General features: G+C 70.2%; 15 protein-coding genes. 6 read left to right on the top strand and 9 right to left on the bottom strand.

Features of this window, described 5'->3' with window-relative positions:
* Positions 1 to 50 precede the first annotated feature (50 nt).
* A complete protein-coding gene (locus AB0I15_RS33250) occupies positions 51 to 1,313 on the top strand; it encodes an NAD(P)/FAD-dependent oxidoreductase (RefSeq protein WP_358104044.1) in 1,263 nt (420 codons plus the stop codon).
* The gene (locus tag AB0I15_RS33245; RefSeq protein ID WP_358104040.1) at positions 1,306 to 1,953 is read left to right on the top strand and encodes a MarR family transcriptional regulator; all 648 of its coding nucleotides are present in this window, start codon (positions 1,306 to 1,308) and stop codon (positions 1,951 to 1,953) included. Before AB0I15_RS33250 ends, AB0I15_RS33245 begins: the two co-directional genes overlap by 8 nt.
* Before the next feature lie 163 nt (positions 1,954 to 2,116).
* Here the strand turns inward: AB0I15_RS33245 and AB0I15_RS33240 are convergent, their stop codons facing one another.
* The 5 genes from AB0I15_RS33240 to AB0I15_RS33220 form a co-directional block, all read right to left on the bottom strand.
* Positions 2,117 to 2,755: a maleylpyruvate isomerase N-terminal domain-containing protein gene (locus AB0I15_RS33240; protein ID WP_358104037.1), complete on the bottom strand. Its 639-nt coding sequence runs from the start codon at positions 2,753 to 2,755 to the stop codon at positions 2,117 to 2,119.
* Positions 2,756 to 2,784: 29 nt separating this feature from the next.
* Positions 2,785 to 3,573 carry an ATP-binding cassette domain-containing protein gene (locus tag AB0I15_RS33235; protein ID WP_358104034.1) on the bottom strand — a complete coding sequence of 263 codons (789 nt, stop codon included), beginning with the start codon at positions 3,571 to 3,573 and terminating at the stop codon, positions 2,785 to 2,787.
* Positions 3,570 to 4,640, bottom strand: a complete 1,071-nt coding sequence (locus AB0I15_RS33230) for an ABC transporter permease (protein WP_358104031.1) — start codon at positions 4,638 to 4,640, stop codon at positions 3,570 to 3,572. Before AB0I15_RS33230 ends, AB0I15_RS33235 begins: the two co-directional genes overlap by 4 nt.
* 107 nt (positions 4,641 to 4,747) lie before the next feature.
* Positions 4,748 to 5,908 carry a sugar ABC transporter substrate-binding protein gene (locus AB0I15_RS33225; protein ID WP_358104028.1) on the bottom strand — a complete coding sequence of 387 codons (1,161 nt, stop codon included), beginning with the start codon at positions 5,906 to 5,908 and terminating at the stop codon, positions 4,748 to 4,750.
* Positions 5,909 to 5,963: 55 nt separating this feature from the next.
* Positions 5,964 to 7,139: an aldose epimerase family protein gene (locus AB0I15_RS33220; RefSeq protein WP_358104025.1), complete on the bottom strand. Its 1,176-nt coding sequence runs from the start codon at positions 7,137 to 7,139 to the stop codon at positions 5,964 to 5,966.
* 286 nt (positions 7,140 to 7,425) lie between these two features.
* Here AB0I15_RS33220 and AB0I15_RS33215 point away from each other — a divergent pair, with 286 nt between their 5' ends.
* From AB0I15_RS33215 to AB0I15_RS33205, 3 genes are all read left to right on the top strand, one after another.
* Positions 7,426 to 8,742, top strand: coding sequence for a sugar ABC transporter substrate-binding protein (locus AB0I15_RS33215; RefSeq protein ID WP_358104022.1), 1,317 nt, complete (start codon positions 7,426 to 7,428; stop codon positions 8,740 to 8,742).
* Positions 8,743 to 8,814: 72 nt separating this feature from the next.
* Positions 8,815 to 9,693 carry a sugar ABC transporter permease gene (locus AB0I15_RS33210; RefSeq protein ID WP_358104019.1) on the top strand — a complete coding sequence of 293 codons (879 nt, stop codon included), beginning with the start codon at positions 8,815 to 8,817 and terminating at the stop codon, positions 9,691 to 9,693.
* On the top strand, positions 9,690 to 10,523 hold the full coding sequence (locus AB0I15_RS33205) for a carbohydrate ABC transporter permease (RefSeq protein ID WP_358104016.1): 834 nt from the start codon (positions 9,690 to 9,692) through the stop codon (positions 10,521 to 10,523). Before AB0I15_RS33210 ends, AB0I15_RS33205 begins: the two co-directional genes overlap by 4 nt.
* 32 nt (positions 10,524 to 10,555) lie before the next feature.
* On the opposite strand, the gene AB0I15_RS33200 is transcribed toward AB0I15_RS33205, so the two are convergent.
* From AB0I15_RS33200 to AB0I15_RS33185, 4 genes are all read right to left on the bottom strand, one after another.
* The gene (locus AB0I15_RS33200; protein ID WP_358104013.1) at positions 10,556 to 11,614 is read right to left on the bottom strand and encodes a LacI family DNA-binding transcriptional regulator; all 1,059 of its coding nucleotides are present in this window, start codon (positions 11,612 to 11,614) and stop codon (positions 10,556 to 10,558) included.
* 85 nt (positions 11,615 to 11,699) lie between these two features.
* Positions 11,700 to 12,056: a hypothetical protein gene (locus tag AB0I15_RS33195; protein ID WP_358104010.1), complete on the bottom strand. Its 357-nt coding sequence runs from the start codon at positions 12,054 to 12,056 to the stop codon at positions 11,700 to 11,702.
* A 126-nt stretch (positions 12,057 to 12,182) separates the two neighbouring features.
* Positions 12,183 to 13,289 carry a hypothetical protein gene (locus AB0I15_RS33190; RefSeq protein WP_358104007.1) on the bottom strand — a complete coding sequence of 369 codons (1,107 nt, stop codon included), beginning with the start codon at positions 13,287 to 13,289 and terminating at the stop codon, positions 12,183 to 12,185.
* Positions 13,286 to 13,786, bottom strand: a complete 501-nt coding sequence (locus AB0I15_RS33185) for a SigE family RNA polymerase sigma factor (protein ID WP_358104004.1) — start codon at positions 13,784 to 13,786, stop codon at positions 13,286 to 13,288. Before AB0I15_RS33185 ends, AB0I15_RS33190 begins: the two co-directional genes overlap by 4 nt.
* A gap of 116 nt (positions 13,787 to 13,902) precedes the next feature.
* On the opposite strand from AB0I15_RS33185, the gene AB0I15_RS33180 reads away from it, so the two are divergent.
* Positions 13,903 to 14,970, top strand: a complete 1,068-nt coding sequence (locus AB0I15_RS33180; RefSeq protein ID WP_358104001.1) for a BtrH N-terminal domain-containing protein — start codon at positions 13,903 to 13,905, stop codon at positions 14,968 to 14,970.
* The last annotated feature ends 13 nt before the right edge of the window (positions 14,971 to 14,983 follow it).

Here is a 14,983-nt window from a genome sequence, read left to right as displayed (position 1 = left end):
TATCAGGTGCCTTATAGTCGAGATTCAGGTCCCTGATTCTGGAGGCGAGCATGAGGGTGCTGATCATCGGAGCGGGCATCGGCGGGCTGACGCTGGCCCAGGCCCTGCGGCGCGGCGGGATCGACGTGGCGGTCTACGACCGGGACCCCAGGGTGGAGGCGACCGGCGGATACCGTCTGCATCTCGACGAGCGAGCCTGCTCGGCGCTCCGCCGCCACCTGACGCCGGCCCACTACCAGGCGCTGCTCGCCAGTTCGCCGGGATGGCGGGCCTTTCGCCGGTTCGCCGTCGCCGACCACCGCATGCGGCTGCTCTTCGCGGAGCCCCGCCCTCCCTCCTCGGAAACCCTGATGATCGGGCGCATCCCGCTGCGCAGGCTGCTGGCGTACGGCCTGGACGACGTGCTGACGTTCGACGCCACCTACACCGGGCACCGGGCCGGTCCCGGCGGCACGGTCACCGCGCACTTCGCCGATGGCCGTACCGACCGGGGAGACCTCCTCGTCGGGGCGGACGGGGCGGGATCACGCGTCGCGGCGGCGCTGGCCGGCCGCCCCACCACCGTGCCGGCGGGGGTGAGCGGCATCGCCGGCCGTACGCCGCTGACCTCCCGCACCCGGACTCTCGTGCCGGAGCTGCTCCGGGAGGGTCCCGCGCTGGCGTTCGGGCCGCGCGGCGTCGGGCTGTTCGTCACCGTGCACGATCCGGCCGCGGGCACGCTGGTCGACCCCGCGTCCTGCGCCGACGTACCGGCCGTCATCGAGCCGCCCACGCTCATCTGGGGCGCTCTCGCGCCCGACGGCCTCTACCCGGGCGATCCGCGCACCCTGGACGGTGCGGCGCTCATCGGGCTCACGGACGCCCTGCTACGCGGCTGGGACGAGTCCGTACGCGCGCTCGTACGCGCCGGTGACCCCAGCTCCACGGCCTACTTCCGCTTCCACACCACCGACCCCGGCACCGACCTGACGCCCTGGCCCGCGGGAGCCGTCACGGCGCTAGGCGATGCCGTCCACGCCATGCCCCCCACCGGTGGCATGGCCGCCGCCACCGCCGTCCGCGACGCCGACATCCTGGCCGAGGAGCTGGCCCAGGTGCTCGCCGGACGGTCCACGATCCCGATGGCGGTGCACCGCTACCAGAGCAGGATGTCCGCCTACGCCCCTGAGGCCGTCCGCACGTCGATGCAGCCTCTGGGCTGGGTGCACCGACTGGCCGGACCGGTCGGCACCCGGCTCGCCCAGGTGACGCTTCCCATCGTCGCCACAGCCGCCCGCCTCGGCCGCCACGTCACCGGAGCCCCCGTTGCCTGACCTCAACCCAACCCCCACACCAGCCACCCACCCGAACCCCGAACCAGACCCCCACCCAAACCCCGAACCACTCACCGGGCTGAGCACCAGGGCGGCCCCCGTACCGAACACTGGGCCGGGCACTGGGCCGGGCACTGAGCCGAACGCCGGGCCGAGTGCCGAGCCGGACACTGGTCCGGGGGCCGACCCGAGTGCTGGGCCGAATGCCGAGCCGTGGAGTGAGGGGGAGCCTGACCTACCACTGTGGGAGCTGATCCAGACCTCCCATGTCGTAGCGCGGCGCTTCACCGAGGTCTTCGCCACCGTCGGCCTGACCCCGACCCAGTTCGGCGTCCTGGCCTCGCTGGCCGACCGTGACGACCTCACCCAGGCCGAACTCGCCCGCGCGATCATGGTACGACCGCAGAGCATGAACGAACTCTTCCGTTCCCTGCTGGAGCGCGGCCTGGTGGAGCGTGAGGGCCCAGGCGGACGCGGCCGGCGCACAGGCGTACGCATCACCGCAGCCGGACGCGAACTCCTCTACCGCGCACAACCAGCCGTCACGAAGTTCAACGCCCCCAGAACCATCGGCCTCTCGCCGACCGAATCCACGGAATTCATCCGGATGCTACGCCTGGTACGGGAGCGCCTGACGTGACACCCGAGGCCCGGCGACGCGCTGACCAGCAAGTGCAGGACGAGCCCCGGCCGCGACCGAACGCCCCGCCGCAACGGCCACGCCGACCACCTCCGCGAGCAGATCGACGGCGTGGTGGGCCGGTAACGCGCTACCAGCCTGCGTGGCGGGCCATTGACGTGGCTCACCCGCCCTGCGTGCCGTACCAGCGCCACTCGGTGAGGCGGGGGCGGTCGGGTAGGGCGGTGCGGCCGGTCGCCCAGAGCAGGGTCTCCCAGGCGTCACCGTCGAGGGCGACGTGGGGGAAGAGCCTCTGGAGGGCCCGTTCGCACAGCTCTCCCGGCGGCGACCACTCCAGGTTCAGCCCCTGGGCGGCGTCATGGGTGTGCACGAGGGTCTCGACCACGCCCATCGCGGCGAAGCCCGCCGGGTCGGAGGGCCCGAAGACGTGGTAGGCGACGGTGGTCGAGGGGGCGGCGTCCAGGACGGACGCGAACAGCCCACCGCACGCCTCCAGAATGGTCATCAGGCCCTCGGGCCCCGAGGCCCGCTCGACGGAGATGACGTTCGCCGGCCCGCCGCTCCGGTCGCTGCTCGTCCGGAACGGCAGCATCGCGGACATCGGCGGCTTCGTGAGCCCGAACCTCGCGGCATAGGTGAACAGGTCGTCGGCCAGGTGCTCGATCGTCTCCCAGCACGTCCACTCGAGCGTGCCCGCCTTGGCCTCCCATCCTTGGGGGTCCGCGTCCTTCAGGGCGTCGAGGGCCAGGGTGACGGCCTTGCGCACGTCCGTTCCGGCGGCTGAGGTGTCTGTGCTGCGCATGCGGAGGATCGTAACAACGGCCGCCCCGCTCAAGGGGGGTCCGCCGGCGGGGCCGGCCGGGCCCCGCCGCGCGCGGCGCGATATTCCTCCACGACCAGGTCGGTGAGCTCCTTCACGGAGGTCTGGGCGGTGGGCCGGTCGAAGGTGATGCTGCCGTGCTGGAGGAGGTTGACGCGGTCGCAGACCTCCAGGACGTGGGCGTAGTTGTGGACGATCATCATGATGGAGACCTCGCCCCGCGCCTTGAGATCGCGGACCAGGTCGAGGATCTGCACGCCCTCCTTCGCGCCCATTGCGGCGAGTGGCTCGTCCAGCAGGAGGATCCTGGAGCGGGAGTAGACCGACCGGGCCACGGCGATGGCCTGGCGCTGGCCGCCCGACAGTTTGGCCACCTCCACCTCCACCGACGGGATGTTGACGCCCATGTCGTCGAGGTGTTCGCGGGCCAGTTTGCGCATCTTGCGGTTGTTCAGGAGGCCGAACCTGACGGGCTCGCGGTTGAGGAACATGTTGTGATAGACGCTCAGCTCGTTGATCAACGCCAGGTCCTGGTAGACGGTGTCGATGCCGAGTGAGCGGGCGTGGTCGACGGACCTGAACGACACCTCCGCCCCGTCGAGCAGGATGCGGCCGCTGTCGGGCTGGTGGAAGCCGCAGATGATCTTCATGAGGGTGGACTTGCCGGCCCCGTTGTCGCCGATCAGGCCGAGCACCTCGCCTCGGGCCAGGTGGATGTTGACGTCGCGGAGCGCGGTCACCGTGCCGAAGCGCTTGGAGACGTGCTCCACCCGGAGCACGTCGGCGGTCGGAGAGGTCACGTCGTCTTGCCCGCCCTTCTCAGCCGGCTCAGGTACACGTTGGCGATCATCGCGAGGAGGATCGAGCCTCCGAGGATCAGGAAGTACGGGTTGGCGGAGATGCCGATCAGGTTGAAGCCGTTCTGGAGCTCGGCCAGCACCAGCGCGCCCAGGGCGCCGCCGATGATCGTCCCGGAGCCGCCGGCGAGGGCCGTGCCGCCGATGACCGCCGCCGAGACCGCGGTGAACATCAGGCCGGTGCCGCCGCCCAGGTTGGGGTCGATCGTATGAATCCGAAACGCCTCCATGATCCCAGCAAAAGCCCCCAAAACTCCCGCGATCATGAAATTTCCGATCTTGATGCGCCCCGCGCGGACGCCCGCCTCCTGCGCCCCCAGCAGGTTCCCGCCCACCGCGATCGTGTGCAGCCCCCACCGCGTACGCGTGAACAGCACGTGGAAGAACGCCACGATCACCAGGGCCCACGTGAGATGCGCCCAGGGCGCCGCCCCCAGCCACTGCCCGATCTGGTTGTCCACGGACGCGGGGATCTCGGCCGGATAGGCGCCGGAGGTCGTCAGCACGATCCCGGTCACCAGGTAGAAGGTGCCCAGCGTGGTGATGAACGAGGGCACCTTCAGCACGACCGTGACCAACCCGTTCCCCAGCCCGATGACCGCGCCGGTCAGCAGGGCGAGCAGGATCGCCGGGACGGCCGGGATCCCCCAGAAGTCGATCGCGTAGTGCATCATGAACGGCGCCAGCGCCGCCACCACCCCGACCGACAGATCGATCTCGCCGCTGACCAGCAGCAGCACGATGCCGCAGGCGACGATGGCGGCGGGGGCGGCCGCCTGGGTGATGTTGACCATGTTGTCGCCGGTCAGGAACGCCTCGGAGGCCGAGGCGAAATAGGCCCCCAGCGCCAGGGCCACGACCAGCACGCTCGCCTCGCGCCGCCGCAGGAACTCGTCCCTGACCCGCGGCAGCAGCCGGCTCGCCCCGCGCCGCGCCCCGCCGGGTCCGGGCCGTCCGGCCGCGTCCCCGCGCGCCGACGACTCGCGGAGGTCATCGCTGATGTCGGGCACACCACTCTCCTCTTCGTGGACGAACGGATGGACGATGGGGAGGTACGGCTCGCACCTCGCCCCCACCGCGAGCGCGAGCCGTACGCCTCGATCCCCGATCGACGCCTCTAGGAGGCGTGGGCGATGGCCCCGGACCGTTCGACCAGCTTCTGGGCGGTGTCCGAGCCCTCGAAGCGGGTCTTGGTGGTCTGGTACGGCCCCACGTTGTCCTTGGTCACGAAGAGCAGACCGGTGTTGGTCTCCGACGGGAAGAGCAGCCCGCCGGAGAGCTTGTAGAGGTAGAGGTAGAGCACCGGCAGGAATCCCTGCAGGTACGGCTGCTGGTCGATGGTGTAGTCCAGGTCGCCGTTCTTGATGGCCGTCAGCGTCTCGGGCACCAGGTCGAAGCCGCCGGCCACCTTGAGCCCCTTCGAGCGCATGTTGTACTTCCTGACCACCTGCCCGATCGACTGCGTCGACCCGGCGTCGACGGCGAGCATCCCGGCCAGGCCGGCGTGCCCCTGGGCGTACGCGTCGATGATCGACAGGCCCTTGGTGATGTCGGCGTTCGTCCCGACCGACTGGAAGGTGATCGACTTGCCCGAGTCCTTGATCGCCTGCGCGGCGCCGTCGATCCTGGGCTGGATGTTCAGCGCGCCCGGGGTGGCGATGAACCCCACCACCTCACCGGAGTCCACCTGCTGCAGCGCCCGCTGGCCAAGAGCGTATCCCGACTCGTAGAGCCCCTGCCCGATGTACGCCAGCCGGTTGGTCCCCTTGTCCTCACGGGCCCCGTCGGCGTTGTACGACACCACCGGGATGCCCGCGTCCAGGGCACGGTTGACGGGCTCCTTGAAGGCCGCCTTGTCCACGACCGCCACCGCCAGCCCGTCGGCCTTGGCCGAGATCGCGGTGTTGGTCGCGTTGACCATCTCGGCCACGATCGAGTCCTTGGACCCGGTCCACTGGAACTCGGTGCCGAGCAGCGCGCACGCGTCCTGGGCGCCGTACTGGGTGGGGGTGAAGAACGGGTTCGTCGTGACGTGACAGACCATCACGAACTTCCACTTCGGCGTGGACGGGAAGTCACCGGGACCGGCGGCCGCCGCGGTGCCGCCCGAGGCGGCGGGCCTGGTGCCGCCCGAGTCCCCGGTGCACGCGCTGAGCAGCGCGGAGGCGGCGGCCGTGGCGCTGACGAGGCCCGCCCCGGTCAGGAGGCGACGGCGCGCGACGCGGTTCAGGCTGAGGGTGTCGAGGGCCTCCTCGACCTTCGGATGGATCTCTTTCATGATCGTGCCTCATGGGATCGGCGGGGATGGACGGGTTCCTGTCGCGCGGCGGTGGTCACACCGTGGAGAACGCGTAGATCGTCGTGGTCCGGTAGACGTCGCCGGGCCGCAGGACGGTCGAGGGGAAGTTCCTGTGGTTCGGCGAGTCGGGGAAGTGCTGCGACTCCAGGGCGAAGCCGGACCGCTTCGGGTAGAGGCGCCCGCCGGTGCCGCGCAGCGTGCCGTCGAGGAAGTTGCCCGAGTAGAACTGCAGGCCCGGCTGGTCGGTGATGACCTCGAGCACGCGCCCGCTGTCCGGCTCGACGACCCTGGCCGCCGTCCGGAGGCCCCGGCCGTCGACGACGTAGTTGTGGTCGTACCCGCCGCCGCGCACGATCTGCTGGTTCCCGATGTTGATGCGCTCGCCGATGGCGGTGGGCTCGCGGAAGTCCAGCGGGGTCCCGCCGAGCCGGGCGATCCTGCCTGTGGGAATGAGCGTCCTGTCGACCGGCGTGTAGCGGGAGGCGTTGATCTGCAGCTCGTGTCCGAGGATCCGGCCGTTGCCCTCACCGCGCAGGTTGAAGTACGCGTGGTTGGTGAGGTTGACGATCGTGGGCCTGCTGGTGGTGGCGCGGTAGTCCATCCGGATCCGGTTGTCGTCGGTCAGGGTGTAGACGACCCTGGTGCGCAGCGTCCCCGGATACCCTTCCTCGCCGTTCGGGCTGGTGTAGGTCAGCACGAGCCCCACGCTGCGGCCCCGCTTGAAGGGGTCGGCCTTCCAGACCCGCTTGTCGAAGCCCTTGGTGCCACCGTGCAGGTGGTTGGGGCCGTCGTTGGTGGCCAGCCGGTACGTCCTGCCGTCCAGGGTGAAACGTCCCTTGGCGACGCGGTTGGCGTACCGGCCGGTGATGCAGCCGAAGTACGGGCTCTTCGTGACGTAGTCGGACAGGTTGCCGAACCCGAGCGTCACGTTCGCGAACCTGCCCCGGCTGTCGGGGACCTCGATCGACTGGAGGATGCCTCCGTAGGTGAGGATCCTCACCCGCATCCCGCCCGCGTTCCGCAACGTGTAGACGTCGATCTTCTGGCCGTTGGACAGGGCCCCGAACTGCTTCTTGGTGACGCTCGGCCGGCCGCCCGCGGCCTGCGCCGGCGACACGGCCACCAGGCCCAGCGCCAGGGCGACCGCGGCCACGACGGCGACCCTGAAGGCAGTGGCGAGGCTGTTTCTGAGGGGGGTGCTGCTGGGCATGGACGATCTCCCTTCGATGCGCTGATCAACGTCATCGTCGACACGTCGGGGACCGGCCCTCGACGGGGCCGCGCCCTATGTATGTCACCTGGAGAGGGTTTGTGGTTGCGCTAACAGTGCGCCTTACAACGGCTGCGAGCAACAGCTTCGGTCCACTCGGCAAGCCGGCGGCTCCTGAATCACGAAATGAAAACGATTGTATGCAATCGTATTCACCATCGGTTACGTTCCCATCAGCAGGGGGTCATGTCAACACCGGTCCACTCCGACGAGAGGAGCCTGGTACATGAGGACCCATCCCAGGTGGCCTGTCCGGGCGGCCGCGGTGGCGCTGATGCTCGCGGCGTCCGCCTGCGCCCAGGAGGAGCCGCCGCCCGCAGCCACTCGAGCGCAGACCGCGACGACGACGTGCGCGAGCAAGGGCGCGCTGACGATGTGGGAGCGCTCAGGCGGCAACAAGCAGATGGTGGACCTGCTGGTCGAGGCCTGGAACGCCAAGAATCCCGACTGCAGGATCAATCTGACTTACATCCCCCACACCGAGATGGTGGGCAAGATCGCCCAGGGCGTCGCCGCGGGCGACGTGCCCGACCTGATGGGCATGGACCTGATCTACGCCCCGCAGTTCGAGAAGGAGCGGCAACTGGTCGACCTCACCGACCGGATCAAGGACTGGCCGGAGCTGAGGACCGTCAGCAAAGGGCACATGACGGTGGCGACCTTCGAGGACCGGCTCTTCGGCGTGCCCCTCTACGCGGACGTGTCCGCCCTCTTCTACAACAAGGACCTCTTCACCCGGGCCGGGCTCGACCCGGACAGGCCGCCCACGAGCCTGGCCGAGCTGCGCGCGTACGCCGACAAGATCACCGCGCTGGGTGGCGGCGTCAAGGGCTACTACCTGCCCGGCAACTGCGCGGGCTGCAACATCTTCACCGTCGGCCCGCTGATGTGGGCCTCAGGGGCGACGATCGAAGCGGCCGGCGCGGGGGCCGAGCCGCTGGTCGGCGACGGCGTCAGGCAGGTGCTGCAGTTCACCCGCGACATGGTCGAGGCGGGCAACGTGCCCGAGGGCGGCCGCACGGAGAACGGCGAGACGTTCCACCTCCAGTTCGGCTCCGGCAAGGTCGGCATGATGGGCACCGGCAACTTCAACATCACGCTGGCGCGCCAGCAGAATCCGAAGCTGAGGTTCGGCATCGCCCTGCTGCCCGGGACGGCGCCGAACTCCTCGGCCTCGTTCATCGGCGGTGACCTGGTCGTGGTGCCCAAGGGCAGCAGGCGGGTCGACGACGCGGTGAACGTGATGAAGTTCCTGCTCTCCGACGAGGTGCAGGTCGAGGTCTACGCGAAGGCGCTCAACCTGACCACGCGGACCGACCTGGTGGACAACAGGTACTTCCAGGCCGAGCCGCTGGTGCGCGACGTGGCCAAGGCGCTCACGGTGGGCCGCACGCCGTACACGGTCACGTTCTTCGAGCAGATCAACTCGCCACAGGGGCCGTGGCTGAAGATGCTGCAGCGGGCCTACTACAGCGACGACGATCTCGGCACCGTCATCGCCGACGCCAAGAAGGAGATGAAGGCCATCGCGAGTCGGTCGTAGACCGATCCTCATCGTGTCCGCCGGGCGGGCCCCGACGTCCGGCGGACACCGTACCCGTCCGGAGGAGCCGTCATGCGCCACGGCCGCCGCAGCCGCCTGGTCGGATTCGCCTACCTGGCCCCCGCCCTGCTCTTCGTGCTCGTCTTCACCGCCTATCCCCTGGCGCAGATGGCCTGGATGTCGCTGCACGACTGGTCCCTGCTGTCCCCGCCGCGATTCGTCGGATCGGCGAACTACGAGCGCGCCTTCACCGACACCCAGTTCTGGGTCTCCTTCCGCTTCACCCTGCTCTACACCGCGCTCATCACCCCGGTCCTCATCGTCGGCGGATACCTGCTGGCGCTGCTCACCGCCCAGAACACCGCCCTGCGCCGGCTCACCCGCACGGTGGTCTTCATCCCGGTCGTGATCGGTCTCGGGGTGTCGAGCCTGCTCTGGTACTGGCTGTTCAGCTCCGATTTCGGCCTGGTGAACCGGGCGCTGCTCGATCTGGGGCTCATCGACGAGCCCGTGCTGTGGCTGGGCGTGGACGCCGGCCTGTCCAACCTCGCGATCAGCGCCTCCGTGGTCTGGAAGGTGATCGGCTTCGGGATGATCCTGTTCGTCGCCGCGATCCAGGCCGTGCCGTCGGACGTGGTCGAGGCCGCCCTCGTCGACGGGGCGAGCCGGCGGCAGCGGGTGACCCGGGTGATCCTGCCGCTGACCCTGCGGACCGTCCTGCTGGTCACCCTGGTCAGTGTGATCGGCTCGCTGCTCGCCTTCGACCAGTTCTACATCATGACCGCCGGGCAGCCGGGCAACGAGACGGCGACGTCGGTGTTCTACATCTACCTGAACTCGTTCCCGTACCTGAAGCTCGGGTACGGCGCCGCGCTGTCGATGATCCTCGCGTTCATGATCCTGGTCCTCACCGTGGTCCAGCTCCTGCTGACCCGCCGGAGCCACCCGTGAAGGGGCGCGGGAAACACCTGGTGGCGGCGGGTTGTCTCACCGTCTGCACCGTCATGCTGATGCCGCTGGTGATGTCGGTCCTCGCCTCGGTCAAGCCGACCCAGGAGGCGGCCGCCTCTCCCCCGACCTACGTCCCGCACGGGCTCAGCCTCGACGGCTACGCGCGGCTGTGGGACTACCAGCAGGGGCTGCCGGTCTACCTGGCCAACAGCCTGGGCACGGCGCTGCTGGCCATCGTGCTCACGCTGCTGCTGGCCGTGCCCGCGGCGTACGCGCTGGCGCGTTTCCCCGTGCCGGCCAAAGAGGCCATCTTCGTGGTGCTGCTGCTCGCGCTGATCATTCCGTACCAGGCGCTGCTCACGCCGATGTTCCTCATGTTCGCGAAGATCGGCCTGACCAACTCGCTGCTCGGCCTGGCGATCCTGCACACCGCCGTCCAGTTGCCGTTCAGCCTGTACGTGCTGCGCAACAGCTTCAGCGCCATACCCCGCGAACTGGAGGAAGCGGCCATCATGGACGGCTCCTCGTCCTGGGAGGCGCTGCGCTGGGTCTTCATCCCCTCGGCCGTGCCCGCGATCGTCACCACCGCGCTCTTCGCCTTCATCACCTCGTGGAACGAGTTCCTCGGCGCGCTGGTGATGATGAGCCGCGGCTCCGCGTTCACGCTGCCGCTGATCCTCGCCACGTCGCGGACGGAGACCAGCCTCGGCGGCACGGACTGGGGCATGCTGCAGGCGGGGGTCACCATCTCGATCATCCCGTGCGTCCTGGTCTACTTCTCGCTGCAGCGGTATTACGTGTCGGGCCTGATGAGCGGCGCCATCAAATGAACGCGGCCGGCGTCGCGGAGCGGGCCGCCCGGTCACCTCGAAGCCGGCGGCGCGGTCGAGTCTCGCACGACCAGGGCCGGCTTGAAGACCTCGAGCACCGGCGGGCGCTGGGCGCCGGCCGGCTCCCGGGCCAGCCTGACCGCCTGCGTGACCGCGTAGCCGACGATCTCGGAGATCGGCATCCGCACGGTGGTCAGCGCCGGCACGGTGTGCGCGGCCATGAGGATGTCGTCGAAGCCGACGACCGACAGGCGATCCGGGACGGTCACGCCCAGGCTGTGCGCCGCGTGCAGCACGCCCACGGCCACCACGTCGGTCGAGGCGACCACCGCCGTGGGCGGGTCGGGCCGGTCCATCAGGCGCCGGAGCGCGGCATCGCCCCCGGCCAGGGTGCTCGGGCAGCGCTCGGCGTAGCCCGGCGGCACCGCGCCGAACCGCTCGCCCATGAAGTCGAGATAGGCGTCCTCGCGGGCGCGGTATTCATTGGGCAGTTCCGCGTTGACGAACGCGATCCTCGTGTGGCCCAGGGCCACCAGATGGCTCAGCCCGGCCTGGATGCCGGCCCGGTCGTCGGCGTCGACGGTCGGGAACTCGCGCGGGCTCGTGCCCGGCCAGAGCGCGACCACCGGCACGATCGAGTCACGCAGGTCGGCCAGCACCTGCGGATGCTCCTGCATGTCACCGAGCAGCACCACCGCGTCGGTGTGCCGGGTCTCCAGCACGGTGGTCAGCGAGACCGCCTCCTCACCCGCCCGGACCGGCGCGTGGCCCAGCACGACGTTGTAGCCGTGCGTCATCGACTCGACCACGAGCGCCTCGATCGCCCCGGCGAAGAAGGGGTCGCTGAAGTCGCGCACCACGGCGCCGATGAGGTTCGTCGAGGCGCCGCGCAGCCCGCGAGCCAGCGGGTTGGGCCGGTAGCCCAGCTCCCGGGCCGTGCGCAGCACCCGCTGGCGGGTCTCGGGGGCGATGGGCACGGCGGTGGGCGCACCGCTGAGGACACGGGAGACGGTGCTCTGCGAGACGCCCGCCGCAGCGGCGATGTCACGCATGGTGGGCACGGGCCGCCTGGCCGACTGGTCTTCTGACATCGAGCCAAGGTTATCGCATCATGATGCCGGCATACGATTTCACCCACGTGGAAGACGATCAGCCGCCACCCGCGCCGAGCGCCGCTCAGCCCCCGTCGAGCGACGCACCGTCACCCTTCCGGCGACGGGTCAGCCAGGACCCGGCCCATCTTCTGAGCGTCCACCAGACCCACAGCAAGAAGCCGACCGCCAGCAGGCTCAAGCACGCTCCGAAGAAGACCGTTCGCAGCCCCAGCCACCAGAGGACGCCGAGCGCACCCACGATCTGGGCGACGACTGTCACACGGTCGTAGAGGTCGACCCGATCGGCCCTGGTTCTCCGCTTCCTGTCGCGTCTGACGGGTTTCGCGGGCAGGGGCTCCCACAGCGACCCGCAGTCGAGACAACGCCACGATTCCGCGGCGGCGGCCGTCTCTGGGCGGGTGCAGCGGTGGGTGTCCAAGGGTTCTCTCCGGGGCGGGTCTCGTTCTCGGCCGTGCCCAGGATGCCGTGCGTTCGTCACCGATGGATCACAGGCCAGAGGGCTCCGCGTCGCGATCGCGGAGCCCGCCGAACGGCCTTGGATCACCTAGTGCGGCTGACGCCAGATCTCCTTGCCGTCGGCGTCGTGACCGACGATCTGGAACCCCTCCTCATAGATGTCCCCGTCCCGATCGTGGGTGCCGGCGAACAGGCGTACGCCGATGTCCCAGGGGTCGCGGCGGGCGCGCGCCGAGACGGTGCTCCCGTCGGCGAAGACCAGCTCGACCTCGGCCGTTTCGGCACTGGCGATGCCGAACCACCGATGGTCCCGCTCGCGCAGCTCGACCGGGTACGTGTGGCCGCCCAGGTCCGTCATGAGGCCCTTCTCCCGGACCAGATGGGTGCCGACCGGCTTGCCGTCCAGCTTCCAGATCAGCGTCCTGTCGGGCGTCCTGTACACGTTGGCCGTCAGGCCGCCGCCCAGCCTGCGCTCCTTGCCGGCCGGCGCCGCCGTCGCCTCCGGCACGGTGAGGCGCCGGTTCTCGACCGAGGCCCGCACCGCGCCCCCGGCGTCGGCGAACTCGAAGGAGGACACCTTGGCCGTGGACGGGAGCGTCACGGTCCAGATGGACTGCGGAGCGCCCGCCGGGCGCCGGATCGTCCCCTGTGTCCTGACCCCCTGCGCGGTCACGGCCGTGACCGCGCTCACCCCCTCGCCCGAGGCGCCGTAGTACAGCACCGAGTCGCGCGGCGGCCAGGACTCCGTGGAGCCCTTCAGGGAGGCGGACCCGGCCGCCGGATCGTTCCCGCAGAAGGAGCGGCTCCCGCCCTCCCGGATCTGCGTCCGTACGCACAGGTGCACGGACCCGCTCTCCGCCCGGGTGAACCAGAACTCGATCGGCCTGCCTTCCGAGGGGTTGTCGATGACCAGCCGCTCGCCGACCGGCGGCCGCTTCTGCAGGTCCCGCTCGCCGTACCGGGCGGGGTCCATCGTTCCGGTGCCGACGCCGGGGCCGGTTCCGGCGGGCTGGATCACGGCGAGCGGCACGGCGACCGCCGCCGCGGCCACGCCCGCGAGCATGGCGTGCAGGCGCATCCTGCGGCGCCGCGAGCGCGCGACGATCCGCCCGGGGAGCCCGGCGGGCGCGAGCGGGGCCCGCTCGGAGGCGTGTCCGAGCGTGCTGCGCAGGTACGTCTCCAGGTCGTCGGTCATGACAGGCCCTCCTCGACGGCCGCGGGTTGGGGAAGGGCGGAGCGGAGCTTGCTCAGGCCCAGAGAGGCATGGCTGCGGACGGTGCCCCGCGAGATGCCCAGCACCTCGGCGATCTCCTCGTCCGGCAGATCCTCGTAGTAGCGCAGGACGAGCACCGCGCGCTGCTTGCGTGGCAGTCCCCCGAGCTCCTGCCACAACCCCTGCTCCATGTCGGAGGGCAGCAGGTCGTGGTGGTCGGTGTCCGGCAGGTCCCAGCTCAGGTGCTCGCGGCTGCGCCGCCGCCAGGCGTTCATGTGCAGCCTGGCCATGATCGTTCGGGTGTACGCCTCCGGGTTGTGCTTGCGCCGTACGCGTGACCAGGTGCGGTGCAACCGGATCAGCGCTTCCTGCGTCAGGTCCGCCGCGTCATGCGCGTTGCCGCTGAGCACGTAGCCGTAGCGCAGCAACGCGTCGGCTCGCTCCGCGACAAAGCTCTCGAAGCGGGAGTCCTCCTCCAATGTGCAAACCTTTCCTCGTCCGTCTCCCTATAGACCGGACGGGAGCCCCGAACTGTTGAACCGGCCAGGCGGGCCGGGCTGGACTCTCCCCCTGGGGGAGACCTCATGCTCTACCCGTGACCGTTGACCGGGGCCGCGTGCGGGCCGGGCGGCGGCTCCGTACACCAGGATGGCCACTCATCGAGGAGAGCGACGCGCGCATGACGATCGTGAAGGACGTCGAGGCCCGGGGGCTGCGGCACTGCGAGACGACGGCGCTGGGGGTGCTGCTGCGGCACGAGGGGCTCGATCTGTCGGAGCCCATGCTGTTCGGGCTCGGCTCGGGCCTGTCCTTCGTCTATTGGGACGGCAAGGGCATGCCCTTCCCCTTTCTCGGTGGCCGCGTCAAGCCGTTCGTCCTCACCCAGAACCTGGCCGGCCGGCTGGGGCTGAGGCTGCGGACCCAGGAGACCACTTCGCCACGCAGGGCGTGGGAGAACGTGGCCGCCCAGATCGACGCCGGCCGGCCGGTGGGGCTCCAGCTCGACAGCTACCACCTGGACTACTTTCAGTCCCAGGTGCACTTCGGCGGTCACGTCGTCGCCATGTACGGCTACGACGACGACCAGGCCTACCTCGTGGACACCGACCAGCAGGGCGGCGCGGTGCGCACCAGCCGTACCGGCCTGGCCAGGGCGAGGGCCGAACGCGGCCCGATGACCGCCAGGCACCGCTCCTTCACCATCACGCTGCCGGACGGCCCGCTCCGCTGGCAGGACCGGCTCATCCCCGCCATCGAGGCCTGCGCCGACGCCTTCCTCGCCGCCCCCATCGCGAACCTGGGCCATCGCGGCATCGAGAAGACCGCCCGCCAGGTGCCCACCTGGCTGCTCCGCGCGGAGCAGCCGCGGCGCGACCTGCCGCAGGCCGCCCTCCTCATGGAGCGGGCCGGCACCGGCGGCGCCCTGTTCCGGGCCCTCTACCGCGACTTCCTCGGCGAGTGCGCCGAGCTGATCGACAACGGCGGCCTGCGCACCGGCCACAAGCTGTACGGCGAGGCCGCCGTCATGTGGACGGACGTGGCCGCGCTGATCGCCCAGGCCGGGGAGAGCGGCGACGTGGCGCATCTGGAGCGGGCCGGCGTCATCCTCCACGACCTGTCACGCATCGAGAAGGAGGCCATGCAGGTGCTGCGCCGGCTGTAGCGGCGGCGCGAGC

Origin of the sequence: Nonomuraea sp. NPDC050643, assembly GCF_040654715.1 — a bacterium.
In the GTDB taxonomy this organism is placed as follows: domain Bacteria; phylum Actinomycetota; class Actinomycetes; order Streptosporangiales; family Streptosporangiaceae; genus Nonomuraea.
Note: the sequence above shows the minus strand (reverse complement) of the source record. Positions and strands in the feature narration are given on the sequence as shown.

Coding starts and splice junctions, on each gene's coding strand:
- AB0I15_RS33250 (WP_358104044.1), top strand. CDS start 51: ATGAGGGTGCTGATCATCGGAGCGGGCATCGGCGGGCTGACGCTGGCC.
- AB0I15_RS33240 (WP_358104037.1), bottom strand. CDS start 2,755: ATGCGCAGCACAGACACCTCAGCCGCCGGAACGGACGTGCGCAAGGCC.
- AB0I15_RS33225 (WP_358104028.1), bottom strand. CDS start 5,908: ATGAAAGAGATCCATCCGAAGGTCGAGGAGGCCCTCGACACCCTCAGC.
- AB0I15_RS33220 (WP_358104025.1), bottom strand. CDS start 7,139: ATGCCCAGCAGCACCCCCCTCAGAAACAGCCTCGCCACTGCCTTCAGG.
- AB0I15_RS33215 (WP_358104022.1), top strand. CDS start 7,426: ATGAGGACCCATCCCAGGTGGCCTGTCCGGGCGGCCGCGGTGGCGCTG.
- AB0I15_RS33210 (WP_358104019.1), top strand. CDS start 8,815: ATGCGCCACGGCCGCCGCAGCCGCCTGGTCGGATTCGCCTACCTGGCC.
- AB0I15_RS33200 (WP_358104013.1), bottom strand. CDS start 11,614: ATGTCAGAAGACCAGTCGGCCAGGCGGCCCGTGCCCACCATGCGTGAC.
- AB0I15_RS33190 (WP_358104007.1), bottom strand. CDS start 13,289: ATGACCGACGACCTGGAGACGTACCTGCGCAGCACGCTCGGACACGCC.